We start from the raw sequence: 20,566 nt of genomic DNA, 5'->3' as shown, positions 1-20,566 counted from the left end.
TCAATCGTGGAGTCAGCTTACCTGAAACCCACTTTTGCCAGCATTGAGTAGGTTTTGATGAGAAACGAAATGGCCACCCATTCAAGAATTCGGGAAATTCCATCTCCGTCAGTCCGGACGCGGTGGAGCAGGCTGGGGCTTTCCGAAAATGTGCGGAGCCATGGATGGCGGAGCCAAGCGTACACGGACGTATTCACAGCGTTTTTCGGAAAGCCCCAGCCTGCTCCACCGACGCCACCAAGCCAAGAGGACTGGCTATCGATAGCAACTCAAATGGCAATAGGCGCCTTAATACCTGGATAAGGGTCATAACCCTCAAACTCGAAGTCCTCCAGCTCGTACTCGAAGATACTCGCCGGCTTGCGCTTGATGACCAGATTCGGCAATGCCTTCGGCTCCCGCTTCAGTTGCTCGAAGACAATGTCGTCGGTCAGGTGATTCTGATACAGGTGGCAGTCGCCGAATGTGTGGACAAACTCACCCACATCCAGATCACACTGCTGGGCGATCATGTGGGTCAGCAACGCATAGGACGCAATATTGAAGGGCACGCCCAAAAACAGATCCGCGCTGCGCTGGTATAGCTGGCACGAGAGTTTGCCGTCAGCTACGTAGAACTGGAACAGACAGTGACAGGGCGCCAACGCCATACGCCCTTGCCGGACGTTGTCCTGGGGCCCGATGGATTCGTCCGGAAGCTCCGCCGGATTCCAGGCCGAGACGATCAGGCGGCGGGAATTGGGTTTGGCGCGAATCTGTTCGATGACCTCGCTGATCTGGTCGACCACCTCGCCATTCGGGCACTGCCAACTGCGCCACTGTTTGCCGTAGATAGGGCCAAGGTCGCCGTTTTCCAGGGCCCACTCGTTCCAGATGGAGACCTTGCGCTCCTGCAACCAGGTGTTGTCGGTGGAGCCCCGGAGGAACCAGAGCAGTTCATAGATAATGCTGCGCAGGTGGACTTTCTTGGTGGTTACCAGGGGGAAACCGTCCTGCAGATTGAACCGGAGCTGGCGACCGAAGACCGAACGGGTGCCTACGCCGGTGCGGTCACCTTTGTTGAATCCGTTATCGACAACGTCCTGCATCAGGTCGAGGTAGGCTTTCATTCGGCTTTTCTCCGATAGGCAATAAACATCAAGGCCGCGCCCGCAACAATCATCGGGAAGGAGAGTACCTGTCCCATGGTCAGCCAGCCAAAGGCCAGATAACCCAGTTGTGCATCCGGCTGACGGACAAATTCCACCAGGAAGCGGAAGACGCCGTAGCAGATCAGAAACAGGCCAGACACCGCCATTCTCGGCCGTTCCCGTGATGAGAACCACCACAGGATGACAAACAGGGCAACGCCTTCAAGGGCAAACTGGTAAAGCTGCGACGGGTGTCGGGGCAGCGAATCCGGCGCGGTGCGGAAAACCATACCCCAGGCTACGTCGGTCGGCTTGCCCCACAGTTCTCCATTGATAAAGTTACCAATCCGGCCGGCACCGAGCCCTATCGGCACCAGTGGTGCAACGAAATCGGCCAGGCGCCAGAAACCACAGTCCACTTTACGCCCGTACCACCACATGGCGAACATCACACCCAGAAGTCCACCATGAAAGGACATTCCGCCTTCCCAAACTCTGAAAAGCCAAAGTGGGTCTGCCAGAAAATTATCAAAATTGTAGAACAACACATAGCCCATGCGGCCACCAAGAATGACACCCAGCGCCAGGTAGAACAGCAGATCCCCCATCTGCTCTTCATTGATGGGAGACCATGGCTTGCGTGTGCGGATCCGGCCAAGCCACCAGCCTGCGAGGAACCCCACCAGATAGGTCAGGCCGTACCAGTGGATCTTGAGGGGGCCAATAGCAATGGCCACCGGATCAATCTGGGGGTGTTGCAACATCGATAACCTCTCAACTCAGAAGAAAACGGAGCCCCACCAGAAGGAGCATGATGGAAAAAATTCGCTTGAGAACCCGGGCATTGAGTCGATGAGCCAGATTGGCCCCGACCCGGGCAAAAACCACACTGGTAAGAATGACACCGGCCAGCGCAGGCAGGTAAATGAAACCAAAACTCAGTGCCGGCAAGGCTGGATTCTGCCAACCGGTCCAGATATTGCCCAGCGCACCGGCAACCGCAATAGGCAGGCCACAGGCGGCTGAGGTTCCCACAGCCTGCTGCATGCGCACATTACACCAGCTCAGGTAAGGCACCGTCAGGGTGCCGCCGCCGATTCCGAAAATGGCCGAGGCCCACCCGATGCCGCCGCCGGCGATACCCAGCCCGGCGGCATCCGGCACTTTCCGGCCGGGTTTCGGGTTTGCGTCGAGCAGCATTTTGACGGCGACGAGTATGACAAATATGCCAATCGCCAGTTCAAGGGAGCGCCCGCTCATCAGTGACGCGGTCCAGGCACCGACCAGTGCTCCACCAACAATGCCCACGGTCATCGGCCTGAAAAGATCCCAGCGCACGGAATTATGCCTGTGGTGCGCGCGAATGGAACTGAGCGACGTGAACACAATCGTCGCAAGTGACGTGCCCACCGCAAGATGGGGAATGATCTCCGGATTGACTCCCTGCAGGCCGAAACCGAACATCAGCACCGGAACGATGATCAGCCCACCGCCGATCCCGAACAGGCCCGCCACGGTGCCGGCCACAGCTCCAAGGGCCAGACAGGCAGCAAACACGTATATCTGGGTCATACTTTGTCACGCACCCGCAAAATCCAAGGCTGGTATGATACACAGCGCAAGTGTCAACTTCATTAACTCAGGGAGTGCCGCCCAAAATCATGTGCCTTATCGCCTTTAGCATTGGCCAGAACCCGCACTTTCCACTGGTCGTCGCCGCAAATCGGGATGAATTTTTCCGTCGCCCCACCGCCGCCATGGACTGGTGGACCACCGATACGGGTAACCGGGTGCTGGCAGGCCGGGACCTTCAATCTGGTGGAACCTGGCTGGCGGTTTCCGCCAAGGGTGAGGTCAGTGCAGTGACCAACGTTCGGGAAGGCACGCCGGAGGCCGGCCAGATCAGCCGGGGTGAGCTTCCGCTTCGGGCACTCCGAGAGCCACGGCGGCAACTGGAAGGCTATCTGCACGGCAATGCCGACCATTACTCCGGCTTTAACCTGGTGCACCTGACCACCCGGGACGGGTGGTATTTCAGTAACCGGGATGCCCAGCCAGGCCGGCATGTTCACCGGGGCGCCTACGGCCTGAGCAATCACCTTTTGCAAACGCCCTGGCCGAAACTGGTTCGGCTACGGCAGGCCGCCGGAGAGGTCATTGTCGCAGCCACCCCCCATACAGGCGCACTGCACGATGAATTGATTGCCCTGCTCCAGGACACGACGCCCGCCCCGGACCGGCTATTACCGGACACAGGCGTAGGGATCGAGACTGAACGCTTCCTGTCGTCGCCATTCATCGTCGACTCGGAGTACGGCACGCGTGCCACGACCGTGGTCAGCGTTTCGGGCAGCGGAGACATTCACGTTACCGAACAGAGCTGGGGGCCGGAAGCCCAGGCCAGTGAACGCCGTCAGTTCCACTGGCAGCGGTAGCGTTCAGGCTCTGGTATAATCCGGCAAATTTCGCCACCTGACCGGAGGGCCCCTGATGGCCGGTGAACAAGGCGCCACATCCATGGCCGATTTTGAGAAATCCCTCGATGAACTGGAAAAGCTGGTTCGCGATCTGGAGCAGGGGGAGCTGTCACTCGAGCAATCTCTCACCGCCTTTGAACGCGGCGTCAAACTGACCCGTGAATGCCAGCAGGCGCTGAAAAGCGCCGAGCAGCGCGTGGAACAACTGGTACAGAACAGTGACGGCACCCTGGAAGCCCGCCCTTTCTCTGCGGACGATGCTGGCTGATGTCCGGATTACATCAACTCGCAGCGGATTTTCTGGAAACCTGCCGGGCCCGCGTGGACGCGGAGCTGGACCAGCGCATTGAACAGGAGTCGGCATCCGGGCGCCTGCAGGAGGCCATGCGCTACAGCGTACTGGGCGGTGGCAAACGCATTCGTCCCGCGTTGTGCCTGGCTACGGCCCGGGCGTTGGGTCAGTCCGATGACCAGGCGCTGGTTCCCGCCTGTGCCGTGGAGCTGATCCACGCTTATTCACTGATCCATGACGACCTCCCCGCCATGGATGATGATGATTTACGCCGGGGACGTCCCACTACCCATATCGCCTATGATGAAGCCACTGCCATTCTGGCCGGAGACGCGCTGCAGGCGCTGGCGTTTGGCTGGATTGCAGAGGCCCCCGGGTTATCCGAATCCGTGCGCCTGGCCATGGTACGGGAACTGGCAGGTGCCAGCGGCCACCGGGGCATGGTCGGTGGCCAGGCGATCGATCTTGAATCCGTTGGCAAATCCCTGGCCCTTAGCCAGCTGGAAACCATGCACCGGCACAAAACCGGTGCCCTGATTGAAGCAAGCGTCCGCATGGGAGCCATGACCGCGCCTTCGGTCGGGGAGCAGGCACTGGCTGCCCTGGCCGGCTATGCCAAAGCCCTCGGCCTGGCCTTTCAGGTGCAGGATGACCTGCTGGACATCGAAGGAGACACCGAAGTGATCGGCAAGCCCAGGGGGTCGGATGCCGCACGATCCAAGCCCACCTACCCTGCCTTGCTTGGCGTGGCCGGCGCCCGGAAGCATCTGGATGCCCTGCTTGCCAGCGCGCAGCAAAGTCTCAGGGAGTTTGGCCCCGAAGCCGACCCGTTGCGGGCGATGGCCGATTACGTGGTGGCAAGAACCCATTGAACCACGGCGCCCGGAAGGCGCACACTGACCGCAAACACTTTCGTAACAACTGGCCGGGGTTGTGTGAATCAGGCGCCCCTGTTCCCTTATAATACCAGTCAGTTACCGAACAAACCGGAAAAGACCCGAGCAGATGCAGGACACTTATATATTCAAGGAAATCCCGTCACAGCGGCCCAATACTCCGTTGCTGGACCGGGTGGATGTACCGGCCCGGTTGCGTGAGCTGGCGCCGGAACAGCTCACCCAACTGGCAAGGGAGCTCAGAGCCTTCCTGTTGTGGTCAGTGGGCCAGACCGGCGGCCACTTCGGGGCCGGGCTCGGCGTGCTCGAGCTGACCATCGCCCTTCATTATGTGTTCAATACGCCGACCGACCGCCTGGTCTGGGATGTCGGCCACCAGGCCTACCCCCACAAAATCCTGACCGGCCGGCGGGAGGCCATGGGCAGCATCCGGCGCAAGGGCGGCCTCGCAGGCTTCCCCAAACGCGCCGAAAGCGACTATGACACCTTCGGCGTGGGCCACTCCAGCACGTCTATCAGTGCGGCTCTGGGGATGGCTGTGGCGGCCCGCCTGCAGGGTACCGGCCGTAAAAGCATTGCCGTGATCGGTGACGGGGCCATGACTGCAGGCATGGCATTCGAGGCCCTGAACCATGCCGGCCACCTGCACGCCGACATGCTGGTGATCCTGAACGACAATGACATGTCCATCTCCCGCAATGTCGGTGGGTTGTCTAACTATTTTGCCAAGCTGTTGTCCAGCCGCACCTACAACCAGGTTCGCGACAGCAGCAAGAAAGTCCTTCAGGGCGCACCTCACTTGATGGCGCTGGCGAAAAAGACCGAAGAGCACTTCAAGGGCATGATTGCCCCCGGAACCCTGTTTGAAGAGCTGGGCTTCAATTACATCGGTCCCATCGACGGCCATGACCTGCCCCTGCTGGTTGAGACCCTGGAGAACATCCGCGAGCTTGAAGGCCCGCAGTTTCTGCATGTGGTGACCACCAAGGGAAAAGGTTTTGCGCCGGCGGAGGCGGATCCGATTGGGTATCACGCCATCAACAAGATCGAACCGGTTCCAGCCAGCAAACCCGAGCCGGTCAAACCGAAACCTGCGAAACCCAAATACGCCAACGTTTTTGGTCAATGGCTCTGTGATTCGGCCGAACAGGATGAGCGCGTGGTGGGCATCACACCCGCCATGTGTGAAGGCTCGGATCTTCTGGCATTCTCACAGCGTTTTCCGGAGCGCTATTTCGATGTCGCTATCGCCGAACAGCATGCGGTCACCCTGGCCGCGGGTCTTGCCTGTGACGGGGCCAAGCCGGTCGTCGCTATCTACTCGACGTTCCTGCAGCGGGCCTACGATCAACTGATCCACGATGTCGCCATCCAGAACCTGGATGTGCTGTTCGCCATTGATCGCGCGGGCCTGGTGGGTGAAGACGGCCCGACCCACGCTGGCGCTTTCGACATCAGCTACCTGCGCTGCGTGCCAAACATGGTGGTAATGACTCCGTCGGACGAAAACGAAACCCGCCAGATGCTTCAGACCGGCATGCTGTATGAAGGGCCGGCCTCGGTGCGTTATCCGCGCGGCACCGGGCCCGGCGCCGAGATACAGCAACAACTTACGCCGCTTGAGATTGGCAAAGGCCGCAGAATGCGCAGTGGCAATGGAGTTGCCATCCTCAACTTTGGCACCCTGTTGGTACCTGCTCTGGAGGCAGCAGAAGCCATTGGCGCGACGGTCGCCGACATGCGCTTCGTCAAGCCCCTGGATGAGGAACTGGTGCTGGAACTGGCCGAGCAGCATGAGCTGCTGGTGACCCTGGAAGAGAACGCCATTGCCGGCGGTGCCGGCAGCGCTGTAACCGAATTCCTGAATAGCCGCCTGGTTTCCATGCCCGTCCTTCAACTGGGCTTGCCGGATACCTTCATGGATCACGGAAAACATGGGGAACTGCTGGCCGAATGTGGCCTGGACGCCGCTGGTATTGAATCCGCTATCCGCACACGGATGGAAACCCTTCGCCATCAGAATCTGAAAGTCGTCAAATAAGCAGAAGGCGAGCCCTGGAAAGCAAAAAAGCCCGCGACAGCCGCGGGCTTTTTCGTATCTGGACAAGCACCCGCTCAAACCTCCGGATCGTCGTCCTGATGGGTCTCAAACCAGTGACCGAGTTTGCTCTGCTTGGTATTCAGGTAATGCTCGTTGTGCGGATTACGGCCAACGTGCAGTGGCACCCGCTCAACTATCTCGATGCCGTAGGACGACAGTGCCTTGACCTTGCGCGGGTTGTTGGTCATCAGGCGCAGGCTCGAGATACCAAGGTGCTCCAGCATATCCTTGCACATACTGTAGTCGCGCAGATCGGCGGCAAAGCCCAGGCGCTCATTGGCTTCAACCGTGTCCGCGCCCTGATCCTGCAGATGATAGGCGCGGATCTTGTTCAACAGACCAATCCCGCGGCCCTCCTGGCGCAAATACATCAATATGCCGCGCCCCTCACGGGCGATACTGCGCAGGGCCTCTTCAAGCTGATAGCCGCAGTCGCAACGCATACTGTAGAGAGCGTCGCCGGTCAGGCACTCGGAGTGTGTGCGGGCCAGCATGGGTTCGTCACTGTCCAGATCGCCCAGGGTCAGGGCAACGTGTTCCTTTCCGGTATCCGGTTCTTCAAAGCCGTGCATATTGAACACCCCGAACGGGGTCGGCAACCGGCAGGTCTGGATGTAACGAACAGCCACAGTGCTTCCTCGTGGTTCACTCATTGGGGGCGCGCATTCTATCACGGGCCCGCCTGCTTGGCGTAGTCTCGACACTGTAGCTCCTCCGGTGCGTGCTCAGTACGGGAGAATTACGAGCCCGAGGTCCGACCAGATCAGGGCTTGTCAGCTACCCAATGGCCACTGCGACCGCCTTTTTTCTCCAGCAAGCGGACAGAGCCGATTTCCATACCCCGGTCGACCGCCTTACACATGTCATACAGGGTCAGTGCTGCCACGCTAGCGGCGGTCAGCGCCTCCATCTCGACACCGGTCTGGCCGGACAGCTTGCAGCGGGTGACAATGTGCACCGACGCACCGTCTTCACCGGGGGCCAGCTCTACTTTGACAGAGGTAAGATTGAGGGAGTGGCACAACGGAATCAGGTCGTGGGTTTTTTTCGCCGCCATGATTCCGGCAATGCGGGCCACGGCCAGCACATCGCCCTTGGGGTGCTCGCCTTCTACAATCATGTTGAGCGTTTCCGGCGCCATGCGGATGGTTGCTTCCGCACGAGCCTCCCGTTCGGTGGCAGCCTTGTCGGTCACATCCACCATTCGGGCCTCGCCCTTGTCATCAAGATGGGTCAGTCTAGTCACGGAATCTCCCGGAATCGGTTATCTAACAGGGTGAAAGATGCAGGGTTACCAGCTTAACAGAGATGGGCTCACGGGCACCCAGCCGCCGACAAGTATCAGCCTCGGGGCCACCAGAAACTTATTCCGGCGATACCCTGCGCCCCTTGCAAGCGGGCCTCAACAAGATCCTCTCGCGAGAGTCCGCCCAGGGCGAACACCGGCAGCGTGGCTCCTGCCACCAGACGGGCGAAAGCGTGCCAGCCGAGGGCCGGTGCTCCCGGGTGGCTGGCCGTCGGCAGGACAGGCCCGAGGGTGGCGTAGTCCGCGCCAATGGCAGCGGCGTGGCGCAGTTCCTCCGCATCATGGCAGGAGACCCCCAGCCAGGCATCGGCCGGAACAGGCCGCCCGGACAGCCTGGCCGCCTCACGCCAGGGCAGGTGCAGGCCACGGGCGCCGGGGGTGCCGTTAAACACGTCCGTCCCGCCATGCACGAGCAGGGCCGTTCCGGCCGAGTCACACACCGGCATGGCCCTCGCGGCAAGCGCCAGATACGCCGGCCCGCTCAGCTCCGTTGCACGGAGCACAACCAAAGGTGGCCGGGCGGTTTGCAACCCGGCCTGAAGACGGGTGATTGCCTCGTCTACATTGGTTGCCGCCCCGGTGATCGCAAGCTGGCCCGGCAACCGGAGTGCCCGGATGATTGGCCGATTGGCCGCGGGAAACTCCTCATCCCGGAGATGATCCGCGCTGAGCCATTCGACGGGCTGGCCCTCAAGACCTTCAGGCTCACCGGTGGCGGCCCTGGTTTCCCATACGTCGAGGAAAACCCGCTTGTCACCGTAATCATGCCGGATGCCGATAACCGGCTCCAGCGAGGCCTCAGGCACACTCAGGCCGGTTTCCTCGGCAATCTCCCGCACCAGGGCCGCCTGAACTGTCTCACCCGGTTCCACCTTGCCCCCGGGGAATTCCAGCAGGCCGCCCTGGTGCACATGGTCCGGCCGCCGGGCAATCAGCACCCGGCCGTCGCGGATAATCACCGCCACGGCCACATGAATTTCTCTCACCGAGGTTTCCGCTGCCGCCATGTCAGGTGCGGTACTCCGCGTTGATGGTGACGTAATCGTGGGAGAAATCGCAGGTCCAGACGGTTTCCCGCACGTCACCTCGCTTGAGATCAATGGCGATGGTGATCTCTTCCCGGTCCATCACGGCCTGGCCCCGGGCTTCCGAATAATCCTCGGCCCGACCACCATTGCGCACCAGGCAGACATCCCCCAGGTAGATCTCCAGGGCATTGAGGTCCAGCCCGTCAACGCCAGCGCGCCCTACGGCCGCCAGAATCCGGCCCCAGTTCGGGTCTGAAGCGAACAGGGCGGTTTTCACCAGCGGCGAATGGGCAACCGTGTAGGCCACATCCAGTGCCTCCTGCTGACTGGCAGCACCGCGGACTTCAATGGTAACGAACTTGGTGGCACCCTCGCCGTCACGGACAATGGCATGAGCCAGCTCCATATACACCTTCTGAAGGGCCTCCCGGAGCTTCGCCAACGATGGGCTGGAGGCGTTGATTTCCGGCCCACCGTACTGACCGCTGGCGATCAGCATGCAGGCGTCGTTGGTGGAGGTATCACCATCAATGGTGATGCGATTGAAGGACTTTTCTCCCAGTTCGGAGGCGAGAGTCTGCAGAAGGCCGGGCGCTATCCGGGCATCGGTGGCAATAAAACCGAGCATGGTCGCCATATTCGGCCGGATCATGCCCGCGCCCTTGCTGATTCCGGAAATCGTCACGGTGTGGCCATCCAGATCCACCTTGCAGGAGGCGCCCTTGGGGCGAGTATCGGTTGTCATGATGCCCCGGGCGGCTTCCTCCCAGCGGTCTTCGGCGGTATTCCCCAGGGCCTCGGGTAGCGCACCTACAATCTTCTGGACCGGCAGCGGCTCGCCGATGACGCCGGTCGAGAACGGCAGAATCTCGGATTCAGCGACGCCGGCCTGAGCGGCCAGGGCCTGGCAACAGGCAATGGCATCCTGCATACCCCGTGAACCGGTGCCGGCATTGGCGTTGCCGGTATTGATCAACAGATACCGGGGCGCTGTCTCGGCCAGATGACGACGGCTCAGCGTGACCGGCGCGGCACAGAACTGGTTTTTGGTGAAGATACCGGCAACCCGGCTTTCCGGGGCCAGCTCAAACACGACCACGTCCTTGCGACCCGGCTTCTTGATACCGGCACTGGCAATCCCGAGCCGGACGCCGGCCACCGGATAAAGTTCAGGTAAGGTTCCCGGACCTACCGCCATTCTGTGTCTCCTTTGTCTCTATGCCTACACGAGCGACCATAGGGCCAGCTCAAAACGAAAAAACCCGCAGTCCGCCAGCGTTTACTGGCCGATTGCGGGTTCCGGATTTCCGGTCAGCTCGCGGAATCAGCTGACCTTGCCATGACACTGCTTGTACTTCTTGCCGGACCCGCAGGGACAGGGCTCATTCCGGCCCACCTTGCGCTCCTGCCGCACAAAGGTATCGGGCGTCGACTGGCGGGCACCGTCCTCATCACCCTCGCCCCGGCTCTGGGCCGTGGCACTGGTCTCATCGTGACGCAGACGGGCGCGGGCGAGTTCTTCCTCAAGTTCCTGCTTGCGACGGCGCTCTACCTCTTCCATCTCTTCCTGGCTCTGGACACGCACGTGGCAAAGTACCCGGGTAACATCGCGCTTCATGGTATCAAGCATCGATTCAAACAGGTTAAAAGCCTCGCGCTTGTACTCCTGCTTAGGGTTCTTCTGGGCATAGCCGCGCAGGTGGATGCCGCGGCGCAAGTGATCCATATTGGACAGATGCTCTTTCCACAGCGTATCGAGCACCTGCAGGAAGACCTGCTTTTCGAACTTGCGCATGGCCTCGGAGCCGGCAATCTGCTCTTTGGCTTCATAGGCCGCCACGATTTCGTCGAGAATCTTCTGGCGCAGGTTATCTTCGTAAAGCTTGCTGTCTTCCTCCAGCCACTTCTGAATCGGCAGATCGATCGCCATCTCGGACTGAAGCTGGGATTCCAGCCCGGCCACATCCCATTGTTCCGGCATGCTCTGGGGCGGGATGTACTCACTGATCAGGGAGTCCACAACATCTTCACGGATGGTCTTGACCATGTCGGAGATGTCATCGGAGGACATGACTTCGTTACGCTGCTCGTAGATAACGGTACGCTGGTCGTTTGCGACATCGTCGTATTCCAGCAGCGTTTTGCGCATGTCGAAGTTGCGACCTTCCACCTTGCGCTGGGACTTCTCAATGGCGTTGGTGACCATCCGGTGCTCAATCGCCTCGCCCTTCTTCATGCCCATTGCCTGCATCAGGCTCTTGACCCGGTCCGGCGCGAAGATCCGCATGAGGTTGTCTTCCAGCGACAGGAAGAAACGGGATGAGCCGGGGTCGCCCTGACGGCCGGCACGGCCCCGCAACTGGTTATCAATCCGGCGGGACTCGTGACGCTCGGTGCCGACAATGTGCAGGCCGCCGGCTTCAAGCACCTGGTTATGACGCTCCGTCCATTCCGCCTTGACCCGGGCAACCTCTTCTTCCGAAGGCTTGTCCATGCCGGCAACTTCGTGCTCCCAGTTACCGCCAAGAACAATGTCAGTACCCCGGCCAGCCATGTTGGTAGCGATAGTAACAGCCCCCGGCCGACCTGCCTGGGCGATGATGTGGGCCTCGGATTCATGCTGCTTGGCGTTCAGTATCTTGTGTTCGATCCGCGCCTTTTTCAGCATCATGGAAAGCAGTTCAGACGCTTCGATCGATGCCGTACCCACGAGGATAGGACGTCCCTCGGCAGTGACATCCTTGATCTCGTCGATAATCGCGTGGAACTTCTCTTCCTGAGTCAGATAGACAAGGTCATTGTAATCAATCCGCTGGATCGGCTTGTTAGGCGGAATGACCACCACATCCAGACCATAAATCTGACGAAACTCAAACGCCTCAGTATCGGCGGTCCCGGTCATACCGGCCAGCTTGTCGTACAGCCGGAAATAGTTCTGGAAGGTGGTAGAGGCGAGCGTCTGGCTCTCGGCCTGGATCCTGACTCCCTCTTTTGCCTCGACCGCCTGATGCAGACCTTCGCTCCAGCGGCGACCCGGCATGGTGCGGCCGGTATGCTCGTCCACGATAACAACCTGGTCACCCTGGACGATATAATCGACGTCTTTCTGAAACAGGTGGTGGGCACGCAGAGCCGAGTGCACATGATGCAGCAGGCTGAGGTTGGCCGCCGAATACAGGCTCTCGCCCTCCTTCAGCAACCCCCGGCCGAGCAGCAGCTCCTCGACCTTTTCGTGACCGGATTCAGTAAGCTCAACCTGACGGGACTTCTCGTCGATGGTGAAGTCGCCTGTGGGTTCTCCCTCCTCAGGCGCTTCGCCCTTTTCCAGGCTTGGAGTCAGCTCATTGATGGCCAGGTAAAGCTTCGAGCTGTCCTCGGCCGCACCGGAAATGATCAGTGGTGTGCGTGCCTCATCGATAAGGATCGAGTCCACTTCGTCCACGATGGCGTAATTGAGCCCCCGCTGCACCTTGTCCTCGGTGCTGAAGGCCATGTTGTCGCGCAGGTAGTCAAAGCCGAATTCGTTATTGGTGCCGTAGGTGATATCGGCCTGGTAGGCCGCCCGCTTTTCTTCCGGCGGCTGCCCGGAAGCAACCACCCCAACCTGCATACCAAGGAAGCGATAGAGCTTGCCCATCCAGTCGGCATCACGACGGGCCAGGTAATCGTTCACCGTAACAACATGCACGCCCTTACCAGAGAGCGCATTAAGGTAGACCGAAGCAGTGGCCACTAGGGTCTTGCCTTCGCCAGTCTTCATTTCCGCAATCCGGCCCTCGTGCAACGTGATTGCGCCGATCAGCTGAACATCGTAGTGACGCATGCCCATGACCCGGCGCCCGGCTTCACGGGCCGTCGCAAAGGCTTCCGGAAGAAGCGCATCCAGCGATTCACCCTCATCGAGCCGGCGGCGGAATTCGGCGGTCTTGCCTTGCAACTCGGAGTCGGAAAGGTTGCCATACTGCTCTTCAAGCTCATTGATGCGCGAGACCGACTTGCGCATTCTCTTGATTTCTCTGGCATTTTTACTGCCGAACATCTTGGTTGCAAGCTTTGTGAACATAGACCACTGCTTCTTTGATTAAACGGAGGAAGCCGGCATTCTAACCTTATTTTGTGACAGGACAAAAGGCACGCCTCACACAGGCGCTATAAGGCTGCGTCGAGACGCCGGATTCCGGAATAAAAGCCTGACGTGACGCCGGCGGGCTTAAGAAATTCGAAACAACAGGCGAGTCGGGACAGGATCAGCGGCTCGCGCGCTTGATGTACTTTTCCGGATTCTGGGACTTGCCATTCTGGATGACTTCAAAGTGCACGTGCGGGCCCGTGGAACGCCCCGTGCTACCCATCAGGGCCACTACCTGCCCTTTCTGGACCACATCTCCGACCTTTACCTTCACCTTTTTGCAGTGACCATAGCGGGACACCAGACCATCACCATGATCAATCTCCACCAGATTTCCGTAACCATACCTGTCGCCCGCGTAGGTAACCACGCCGCCGGCCACCGCAATAATGTCGCTACCGTCCTTGCCAGCAAGATCTACGCCGTCGTGCCAGGTCCGCTTGCCGGTGAAGGGGTCGGAACGGTAGCCATAGTGTGACGACAACCAGCCCCAGGTAATGGGACGGCCTTCAAGGTAAAGCTCATCTTCAAGCCTCTGGCTTGAAACCAGTTGATCCAGCAACCGAAGCTGCTGCTCGCGGTTGTCAATCCTGCGCTCCATCTCCTCAATCATGCGAGTGAGTTGCGGAGCGGAATACGAGTCTGCCGCCAGGGCATCTTCCGGCCCACCAACCGCAGCGGGTTGGGTAAAATCGAACTCATCACTCGGCACGAACCCAGACTCGACAAAGCGCTGGCCCAGCGCGTCCAGCCTTAACAGTCGCCCCTGAATCTCACCGAGACGCAGGGTCAGTGCGTCCACTTGTTGCTGGACATTTTCCTCAATGCCGGCAAGCTGGTTCTTCTGCCTTGCAAGCATTCCCTGCCATTCGGCAACCATCTCCGCGTTGGTTGGCTCGCGGGCTTCGGCACGCTCCACAGCCACCTGATAGCCAGCCCAACCGGCGGCTGCCAGCATTAAAAGCACGAAAAAGACAAGCGCGGCGGCAAGGGTTGCGTTAATCGGCAGAACCCGTGATTTTCCGTGGTGCTTGCCAACAAGGATAATGTTCATATTGTCTTCTGGTTTCATTATTGAGCCGCAACCACATCCTGTAGCGTTGCGCCCGGAGAAATTCCGAGTGGGTCTGCCATCCTTTGGCAACAGCTACATAATTGAGAAAATTGCAGCACCCGGTAGACATACTCGTTTCCAACAATGTAAAACGAGTGTGAGACAGGCACTACGCATAAACCGTGCCGAAGTGTAACCAATCGTAATCAGAACCGTCGAGCAAAAACGCGCCCATGAAACGGAAAAGCGAGCAAAAAATGACCCTGGATACGCTCGGCAGGACACCCGTGCTCAGGGATCTGGTTGCCCGGGCCGAGCTTCACCGCCAGGCGGAAGAGCAGGTTCTGGCATCACTGCCGGACGGGCTGGCCGGGGGAACACGCTTTGTAAGTTGCAAGGAAGGTGAACTGGTTCTTACTGCCGAGACCGCCGGCAGAGCCAGCCAGATTCGCTTCCGCCAGCACGAAATCATGGAAAAACTCAGGGAAAACGAGCTGTTCCGGTTTGTCTGGAAGTTGAAGGTTAAAGTCGCGCCGCCCAGATTTACTCACGGGCCCACGTTCAAAAAAGCGCCCTTAAGTAAGGAAAATGCCCGACTCCTCAAAGAGGAAGCCGGGCACACGAAGGATAAAGCACTACGCGAGGTTCTCGAAAAACTCGCAAGCCACGTCCGGAATTAAAGCGTCCTGCTTTAAGCCTGGGCCGCCAGCGCGGGCTTCATATAGGAAATCGGCGCAGTCGCTTCGTCGTCAAACGTAACCACTTCCCACGCATCTTCCTCAGCCCGTAGCTTACGCAGCAGCTTGTTGTTCAGATCGTGACCGGATTTTATGCCACGGAATTCACCAATCAGGCTGTTGCCCAGAAGATACAGATCGCCAATGGCGTCCAGCACCTTGTGCTTGACGAACTCATCTTCATAACGAAGACCGTCTTCGTTAAGAATCTTGTAGTCGTCAACCACGATCGCGTTATCCACACTGCCACCGAGGGCCAGATTCATGGCGCGCAGCTTTTCGATGTCGCGCATGAAACCGAAGGTCCGGGCGCGGCTCACTTCCTTCACGAAGGAGGTGCTGGAAAAGTCGACGGTGGCCGTCTGTGCGCGGCCCTTGAAGACCGGGTGATCAAAGTCAATGCCGAAGCTGACCTTGAAGCCTTCGAACGGCAGGAAGGTTGCCTTCTTGTCGCCCTCTTCAATGGTCACTTCACGCTTGATGCGGATAAAGCGCTTGGCAGCCTCCTGCTCGGCAATACCGGCAGATTGCAGCAGAAATACAAAGGGACCGGCGGAGCCGTCCATGATCGGCACTTCTGCAGCACTGAGCTCTACAAAGCAGTTATCGATACCGAGACCAGCCATGGCGGAGAGCAGATGCTCTACAGTCGCCACACGGACACCGTTTTTTACCAGCGTCGTGGACAGCATGGTCTCACCCACATTTTCCGCGCAGGCCCGGATCTCGACCATCGGGTCCAGATCGGTTCGGCGGAAGATGATACCAGAGTCCACCGGCGCAGGTTTGAGTGTCAGGTAAACCTTCTCACCTGAGTGCAATCCCACACCAGTGGCACGGATGGTGTTTTTGAGTGTCCGTTGTTTGATCATCGGTACATAATTCCGTCACAAAATGGCGATATTCTGGGCAAAAATCTGCCCGGAGAATACCAGAAAACAAGGCTGAATACCATTTAACCAGCCAGCCTTGGCCAAACCTTCATCTGGCACTGGCTGCAGGCAATCAGCGCACGTATTTACCGGCTTCGTGGTTCCGTTTTTCGAACACAGACCGGAACCGGATCACAATTGCAACAGATTATCAGTCAGCCTGCCGGCGAAGGAATGCGGGAATATCGAGATAGTCGACTCCCTGCTCCTCATTCTCCTTGCTCTGGTCGATTGCCACATTGCCACGGGCAACGGCACGACGCCGCAGCACGGCCGGGCGATCCAACTGGTTGTAATCGGTCTTGCCATCCAGGGAACGGGTATTGTCCACAACCTTGGTTGGCTTCTCCCGGTCGCCACCCAGGCCTGTCGCAACCACCGTGACCTTCAGTTCGTCGGTCATTTCCGGATCAATAACGGTACCGACAACAACGGTAGCGGAGTCAGACGCAAACTCACGCACAATGTCGCCAACCTCGGAGAATTCGCCCAGGTTCAGATCCATACCCGCGGTAATGTTGACCAGGATACCCTTGGCGCCCTGCAGGTTGATGTCTTCCAGCAGCGGGCTGCGAATGGCGGCTTCGGCGGCTTCCCGTGCCCGGTTTTCGCCGGTGGCACGTGCGGTACCCATCATCGCCATGCCCATCTCGGACATCACTGTTTTCACATCGGCGAAGTCGACGTTGATCATCCCGTTACGGGTGATCAGATCGGCAATGCCCTGAACCGCACCCAGCAGCACGTCGTTGGCGGCGGCAAACGCGTCCAGCAGGCTGGTCTTCTTGCCCATGACTGCGAGCAGCTTTTCGTTCGGGATGGTGATCAGGGAGTCAACGCTCTCTTCCAGCTCCTTGAGGCCGGATTCAGCAACGCTCATACGCTTGCCACCCTCAAACATGAAGGGCTTTGTAACCACGGCAACTGTCAGAATGCCAAGTTCCCGCGCCACCTCGGCCACTACGGGCGCAGCCCCGGTACCCGTGCCACCGCCCATGCCGGCGGTGATGAAGACCATATCAGCGCCTTTAATCGCTTCGGCAATACGGTCCCGGTCTTCCAGGGCGGACTGCCGACCGACTTCCGGATTGGCGCCGGCACCCAGGCCCTTGGTGATGTTGCCACCGAGCTGGATGATCTGGCGCGCGTCCATATCGGTCAGCGCCTGGGCATCCGTGTTGGCGCAGATGAATTCCACACCTTCGATGTCGCTGTTGAGCATATGGCGCACGGCGTTGCCGCCACCACCACCAACACCGACGACTTTAATGACAGCGTTTTGCTGGACATTATCGACGAGTTCAAACATTTCCCCTACTCCTTCGTGCTGTTTTGCAGCCTTTTGGCAGGCTGCTTGTTCGAGATTGTGTTTTCGAGATACCTTCGTTTACTGCACGCCCGGGCACCGTCAGAAATGACCGGTAAACCAGGCTTTCATGCGCTCAAACAGCGAGGGTGCATCTTCACCCTTGAGCACAGGCGTCCGCCCCAGATCCATCTGGCGGAAACCATGAATCAACAACCCGACGCCAGTGGCGTAGATGGGGTTGTTGACCACCTCTGTCATACCGGCGACCGCCTGCGGACAGGCCAGCCTGACCGGCATGTGGAAGATTTCCTCGGCCAGCTCCACCACACCTTCCATGGTGGAGGAGCCACCGGTAATCACGATGCCGGCCGGGATGAGATCCTCGAACCCGGACCGGCGTAATTCGGACTGCACCAGGGTAAACAGCTCCTCGTAGCGAGGCTCCACCACCTCGGCCAGGGCCTGCCGGGAGAGATCCCGGGGCGCGCGATCGCCGACACTGGGCACCTTGATGGTTTCATCGGCACCCGCCAACTGGGTCAGCGCGCAGGCATACTTGATCTTGATTTCTTCAGCGTTCTGGGTTGGCGTCCGGAGCGCCATGGCGATGTCGTTGGTGACCTGATCGCCGGCGATGGGAATGACCGCGGTGTGGCGAATCGCGCCACCGGTGAACACGGCTATATCGGTGGTACCACCGCCGATGTCCACGACGCAGACGCCGAGTTCCTTCTCGTCTTCGGTGAGAATGGCGTGGCTCGACGCCAGTTGCTCCAGAATGATGTCATCCACTTCCAGGCCGCAGCGCCTGACGCACTTCTCGATGTTCTGGGCCGCATTCACCGCACAGGTGACCAGATGCACCTTGGCCTCCAGACGCACACCGGACATGCCCATGGGCTCCTTGATGCCTTCCTGGCTGTCAATCACGAACTCCTGGGGCAGGATATGCAGGATCTTCTGATCGGCCGGGATTGCGACAGCCTGGGCCGCATCAATCACGCGGTCGATATCCGCCTGGGTCACTTCCCGGTCACGAATGGCCACGATGCCGTGCGAGTTGAGACTCTTTATGTGGCTTCCGGCTATCCCGGCGTAAACCGAATGGATCCGGCAACCCGCCATCAGCTCGGCCTCTTCCACTGCGCGCTGAATTGCCTGGACGGTGGTTTCAATATTGACCACCACCCCACGCTTCAGGCCCCGGGAAGGGTGGGAACCAATACCCACCACTTCGATCGTGCCGTCCATCTTGCGCTTGCCGACAATCGCCACCACTTTCGAGGTACCGATATCGAGACCGACAATCATGTTTTCCGTATCAACCGATGACATGTGTTTCACCAAACCGTAGGTCTGAATTAACCGTTGCTATGATTTCGGGCCGGCAGCCGCCTCAGCGGCCTTCCATTTGACCGCGACACCATTGGTGTAGCGGGCATCCACCCGACTGACTTCGTCCGACCGTGCCGCCAGCCGGTTTTCATAAACTGTGATAAATCGTTCAAAGCGTTCTTCAACCTGGTCCCGGCCCAACACCACTTCGATGCCGTTGGCCAGTTGCAGCGTCCAGGCACCCCGGTGTTCCAGGGACAGGCCCGCAAAGCCCAGCCCGCGGGCAACCAGCTTTTCACTCATGGTCTGCGCCATCTCGATCACATCGCGTACCCGCCCGTCCGGCCCGGCCAGCCGAGGCAACTTGCCCGCCACTTCCGGGTTGGGTGGCGCAAACAATTCGCCGGTCCGGCTTACCAGGCGCCCGTCGGTCCAGTAGGCCAACGGCTTTTTCTCGCGGATATCTATGACCAGGCGGTCGGGCCAGACCCGTTGCACAGCCGCGGACTCCACCCAGGGCCGGCGCTCAAGGCTGGCTTTGATGTCTGACAGGTCCGTGGCGAAATAGCTCTTGCCGATCCAGTTGCCCGCCGCACGGGCAATTGCCACCCGGCTGTCGCCGATAAATTCGCCCTTCACATCCACCGCCAGAATCTGCTGATCCATGGCGCTCAATACCTTGCCGGTGCCCCAGGGAACCAGAGCCGCCAGCAGCACAATCACCGCGCCCAGGCCCACCTGAAGCCAGGGCACCGCTGCCAGAACGCCCTTCAACACGCCAAACCGGTCCCGCTCCGGCCCGAGGGAGGTTGCTCCCCGGCGGCGCGGGGGCTCGGATGGTGTCGCCCGGCTCCGGATCAGCAGTGTCTCAAGCATCGGCGTCCTCCAGGGTGTCCTGCAGAATCCTGACCACCAGTTCTTCAAAGCTGATGCCCGCAGCCTTCGCAGCCATCGGAACGAGACTGTGATCGGTCATGCCGGGCACCGTGTTGACCTCCAGCAGCCAGAACTGGCCATCCCGGTCCTGCATGATGTCAACCCGGCCCCAGGTCCGGCAGCCCACAACCCGGAAGGCATCCAGGGCCAGTTTCTGAAGGCGAACTTCGTCCTCAGGCGCCAGGCCACATGGAATGCGGTAGCGGGTATCGTCCGCCAGGTACTTGGCTTCGTAATCGTAAAAAACGTGCTCGGTGCTGGCGCTCAGACCAATGGCCGGAAGGGCCCGATCCTGCAACAGACTGACGGTAAACTCCGGCCCTTCGATCCATTCTTCCACCAGCACCAGGTCGTCCAGGGCCGCCGCCGCAGCAAAGGCTTCCGCCAGTTCTTCCGCCGTGTGGACCTTGCGGATGCCGATACTGGAACCTTCCCGTGACGGCTTCACACTCAAGGGCGCGCGCAACTCGCCAAGGATCTGTTCGGCCTGGTCGACATCAGACATGGTCCGGAATTTCGGCGTTGGCAGGCCGCAGCCTTCAAACACGTACTTGGTTCTCAGCTTGTCCATGGCCAGTGCCGAGGCCAGCATTTCGCTACCGGTATAGGCAATCCCCGCCTGCGACAGGATGGCCTGAAGCGTGCCGTCCTCGCCACCACGGCCATGCAGGGCAATGAACACCCGGTCAAACCCCGGGTTATCCACGGTTCTCAACAGGCAGCCGCGGACATCGACGGCGTAGGCATCAACGCCCGCCGAAACCAGTGCCGCCAGAACCGCCTTGCCACTTTTCAGGGACACTTCACGCTCCGCGGAGTCACCGCCCATGAAGACCGCCACCCGCCCGAGAGCGCGCGCGAGCTCCGGAGCTGCCTGGTAGGCCTGGGGTTCGGAATGATGCAT

18 protein-coding genes and 1 pseudogene are annotated in these 20,566 nt (G+C 59.6%); 5 read left to right on the top strand and 14 right to left on the bottom strand.

Translation table 11 applies throughout. The features are described from left to right. Positions 1 to 269: 269 nt before the first annotated feature. Genes msub_RS20385 through msub_RS20375 form a run of 3 tightly spaced genes read right to left on the bottom strand, consistent with a single transcriptional unit; the run spans position 270 to position 2,702 of the window. Positions 270 to 1,109 (bottom strand): thymidylate synthase, encoded by an 840-nt coding sequence (locus msub_RS20385; RefSeq protein WP_048497923.1) that lies wholly within the window; start codon positions 1,107 to 1,109, stop codon positions 270 to 272. Beyond that, positions 1,106 to 1,894: a prolipoprotein diacylglyceryl transferase gene (gene lgt / locus msub_RS20380; RefSeq protein ID WP_048497922.1), complete on the bottom strand. Its 789-nt coding sequence runs from the start codon at positions 1,892 to 1,894 to the stop codon at positions 1,106 to 1,108. Before lgt ends, msub_RS20385 begins: the two co-directional genes overlap by 4 nt. 10 nt (positions 1,895 to 1,904) lie before the next feature. Next, positions 1,905 to 2,702, bottom strand: coding sequence for a sulfite exporter TauE/SafE family protein (locus tag msub_RS20375; protein WP_048497921.1), 798 nt, complete (start codon positions 2,700 to 2,702; stop codon positions 1,905 to 1,907). Positions 2,703 to 2,791: 89 nt separating this feature from the next. On the opposite strand from msub_RS20375, the gene msub_RS20370 reads away from it, so the two are divergent. The 4 genes from msub_RS20370 to dxs all read left to right on the top strand — a co-directional run bounded on the left by msub_RS20370 (position 2,792) and on the right by dxs (position 6,836). Next, positions 2,792 to 3,565 (top strand): NRDE family protein, encoded by a 774-nt coding sequence (locus msub_RS20370; protein WP_048497920.1) that lies wholly within the window; start codon positions 2,792 to 2,794, stop codon positions 3,563 to 3,565. Between the two features lie 55 nt (positions 3,566 to 3,620). Beyond that, positions 3,621 to 3,875: an exodeoxyribonuclease VII small subunit gene (locus msub_RS20365; protein ID WP_048497919.1), complete on the top strand. Its 255-nt coding sequence runs from the start codon at positions 3,621 to 3,623 to the stop codon at positions 3,873 to 3,875. Next, positions 3,875 to 4,771 carry a polyprenyl synthetase family protein gene (locus msub_RS20360; protein WP_048497918.1) on the top strand — a complete coding sequence of 299 codons (897 nt, stop codon included), beginning with the start codon at positions 3,875 to 3,877 and terminating at the stop codon, positions 4,769 to 4,771. Before msub_RS20365 ends, msub_RS20360 begins: the two co-directional genes overlap by 1 nt. 133 nt (positions 4,772 to 4,904) lie before the next feature. Next, on the top strand, positions 4,905 to 6,836 hold the full coding sequence (gene dxs / locus msub_RS20355; protein ID WP_048497917.1) for a 1-deoxy-D-xylulose-5-phosphate synthase: 1,932 nt from the start codon (positions 4,905 to 4,907) through the stop codon (positions 6,834 to 6,836). A 74-nt stretch (positions 6,837 to 6,910) separates the two neighbouring features. Here the strand turns inward: dxs and ribA are convergent, their stop codons facing one another. From ribA to msub_RS20325, 6 genes are all read right to left on the bottom strand, one after another. Next, positions 6,911 to 7,549, bottom strand: coding sequence for a GTP cyclohydrolase II (gene ribA / locus msub_RS20350; RefSeq protein ID WP_406564708.1), 639 nt, complete (start codon positions 7,547 to 7,549; stop codon positions 6,911 to 6,913). A 110-nt stretch (positions 7,550 to 7,659) separates the two neighbouring features. Then, positions 7,660 to 8,142, bottom strand: a complete 483-nt coding sequence (gene moaC / locus msub_RS20345; protein WP_048497915.1) for a cyclic pyranopterin monophosphate synthase MoaC — start codon at positions 8,140 to 8,142, stop codon at positions 7,660 to 7,662. A 95-nt stretch (positions 8,143 to 8,237) separates the two neighbouring features. Further along, positions 8,238 to 9,209 carry a Nudix family hydrolase gene (locus msub_RS20340; protein ID WP_048497914.1) on the bottom strand — a complete coding sequence of 324 codons (972 nt, stop codon included), beginning with the start codon at positions 9,207 to 9,209 and terminating at the stop codon, positions 8,238 to 8,240. A gap of 1 nt (position 9,210) precedes the next feature. Further along, entirely contained in the window at positions 9,211 to 10,428 is a 1,218-nt protein-coding gene (argJ, locus tag msub_RS20335) for a bifunctional glutamate N-acetyltransferase/amino-acid acetyltransferase ArgJ (RefSeq protein ID WP_048497913.1), read from the bottom strand. Between the two features lie 126 nt (positions 10,429 to 10,554). Beyond that, complete coding sequence (secA, locus tag msub_RS20330; RefSeq protein ID WP_048497912.1) at positions 10,555 to 13,293, bottom strand: preprotein translocase subunit SecA; 2,739 nt, start codon at positions 13,291 to 13,293, stop codon at positions 10,555 to 10,557. A gap of 184 nt (positions 13,294 to 13,477) precedes the next feature. Continuing rightward, positions 13,478 to 14,431, bottom strand: a complete 954-nt coding sequence (locus msub_RS20325; protein WP_048497911.1) for a M23 family metallopeptidase — start codon at positions 14,429 to 14,431, stop codon at positions 13,478 to 13,480. 215 nt (positions 14,432 to 14,646) lie between these two features. Here msub_RS20325 and msub_RS20320 point away from each other — a divergent pair, with 215 nt between their 5' ends. After that, a complete protein-coding gene (locus msub_RS20320; RefSeq protein WP_048497910.1) occupies positions 14,647 to 15,093 on the top strand; it encodes a DciA family protein in 447 nt (148 codons plus the stop codon). Between the two features lie 11 nt (positions 15,094 to 15,104). Here msub_RS20320 and lpxC read toward each other — a convergent pair whose 3' ends face one another. The 5 genes and pseudogenes from lpxC to msub_RS20295 all read right to left on the bottom strand — a co-directional run bounded on the left by lpxC (position 15,105) and on the right by msub_RS20295 (position 20,566). Then, positions 15,105 to 16,022 carry a UDP-3-O-acyl-N-acetylglucosamine deacetylase gene (gene lpxC, locus msub_RS20315; RefSeq protein WP_048497909.1) on the bottom strand — a complete coding sequence of 306 codons (918 nt, stop codon included), beginning with the start codon at positions 16,020 to 16,022 and terminating at the stop codon, positions 15,105 to 15,107. Positions 16,023 to 16,401: 379 nt separating this feature from the next. Further along, positions 16,402 to 17,391, bottom strand: a pseudogene (gene ftsZ, locus msub_RS20310) (cell division protein FtsZ); the annotation flags it as partial. A gap of 99 nt (positions 17,392 to 17,490) precedes the next feature. After that, a complete protein-coding gene (gene ftsA, locus msub_RS20305; RefSeq protein WP_048497907.1) occupies positions 17,491 to 18,726 on the bottom strand; it encodes a cell division protein FtsA in 1,236 nt (411 codons plus the stop codon). A gap of 36 nt (positions 18,727 to 18,762) precedes the next feature. Next, positions 18,763 to 19,602: a cell division protein FtsQ/DivIB gene (locus msub_RS20300; protein ID WP_048497906.1), complete on the bottom strand. Its 840-nt coding sequence runs from the start codon at positions 19,600 to 19,602 to the stop codon at positions 18,763 to 18,765. After that, a complete protein-coding gene (locus tag msub_RS20295) occupies positions 19,595 to 20,566 on the bottom strand; it encodes a D-alanine--D-alanine ligase (RefSeq protein WP_048497905.1) in 972 nt (323 codons plus the stop codon). Before msub_RS20295 ends, msub_RS20300 begins: the two co-directional genes overlap by 8 nt.

Origin of the sequence: Marinobacter subterrani (assembly GCF_001045555.1) — a bacterium.
Taxonomy (GTDB): Bacteria; Pseudomonadota; Gammaproteobacteria; order Pseudomonadales; family Oleiphilaceae; genus Marinobacter; species Marinobacter subterrani.
This window is presented reverse-complemented; position numbering and strand designations above follow the sequence as displayed.

Bases quoted from the DNA above. Each gene is read 5' to 3' on its own strand.
- msub_RS20385 (WP_048497923.1), bottom strand. From the start codon at position 1,109: ATGAAAGCCTACCTCGACCTGATGCAGGACGTTGTCGATAACGGATTC.
- lgt (WP_048497922.1), bottom strand. From the start codon at position 1,894: ATGTTGCAACACCCCCAGATTGATCCGGTGGCCATTGCTATTGGCCCC.
- msub_RS20375 (WP_048497921.1), bottom strand. From the start codon at position 2,702: ATGACCCAGATATACGTGTTTGCTGCCTGTCTGGCCCTTGGAGCTGTG.
- msub_RS20370 (WP_048497920.1), top strand. From the start codon at position 2,792: ATGTGCCTTATCGCCTTTAGCATTGGCCAGAACCCGCACTTTCCACTG.
- msub_RS20365 (WP_048497919.1), top strand. From the start codon at position 3,621: ATGGCCGGTGAACAAGGCGCCACATCCATGGCCGATTTTGAGAAATCC.
- msub_RS20360 (WP_048497918.1), top strand. From the start codon at position 3,875: ATGTCCGGATTACATCAACTCGCAGCGGATTTTCTGGAAACCTGCCGG.
- dxs (WP_048497917.1), top strand. From the start codon at position 4,905: ATGCAGGACACTTATATATTCAAGGAAATCCCGTCACAGCGGCCCAAT.
- ribA (WP_406564708.1), bottom strand. From the start codon at position 7,549: ATGAGTGAACCACGAGGAAGCACTGTGGCTGTTCGTTACATCCAGACC.
- msub_RS20340 (WP_048497914.1), bottom strand. From the start codon at position 9,209: ATGGCGGCAGCGGAAACCTCGGTGAGAGAAATTCATGTGGCCGTGGCG.
- argJ (WP_048497913.1), bottom strand. From the start codon at position 10,428: ATGGCGGTAGGTCCGGGAACCTTACCTGAACTTTATCCGGTGGCCGGC.
- secA (WP_048497912.1), bottom strand. From the start codon at position 13,293: ATGTTCACAAAGCTTGCAACCAAGATGTTCGGCAGTAAAAATGCCAGA.
- msub_RS20325 (WP_048497911.1), bottom strand. From the start codon at position 14,431: ATGAAACCAGAAGACAATATGAACATTATCCTTGTTGGCAAGCACCAC.
- msub_RS20320 (WP_048497910.1), top strand. From the start codon at position 14,647: ATGAAACGGAAAAGCGAGCAAAAAATGACCCTGGATACGCTCGGCAGG.
- lpxC (WP_048497909.1), bottom strand. From the start codon at position 16,022: ATGATCAAACAACGGACACTCAAAAACACCATCCGTGCCACTGGTGTG.
- ftsA (WP_048497907.1), bottom strand. From the start codon at position 18,726: ATGTCATCGGTTGATACGGAAAACATGATTGTCGGTCTCGATATCGGT.
- msub_RS20300 (WP_048497906.1), bottom strand. From the start codon at position 19,602: ATGCTTGAGACACTGCTGATCCGGAGCCGGGCGACACCATCCGAGCCC.
- msub_RS20295 (WP_048497905.1), bottom strand. From the start codon at position 20,566: ATGCATCATTCCGAACCCCAGGCCTACCAGGCAGCTCCGGAGCTCGCG.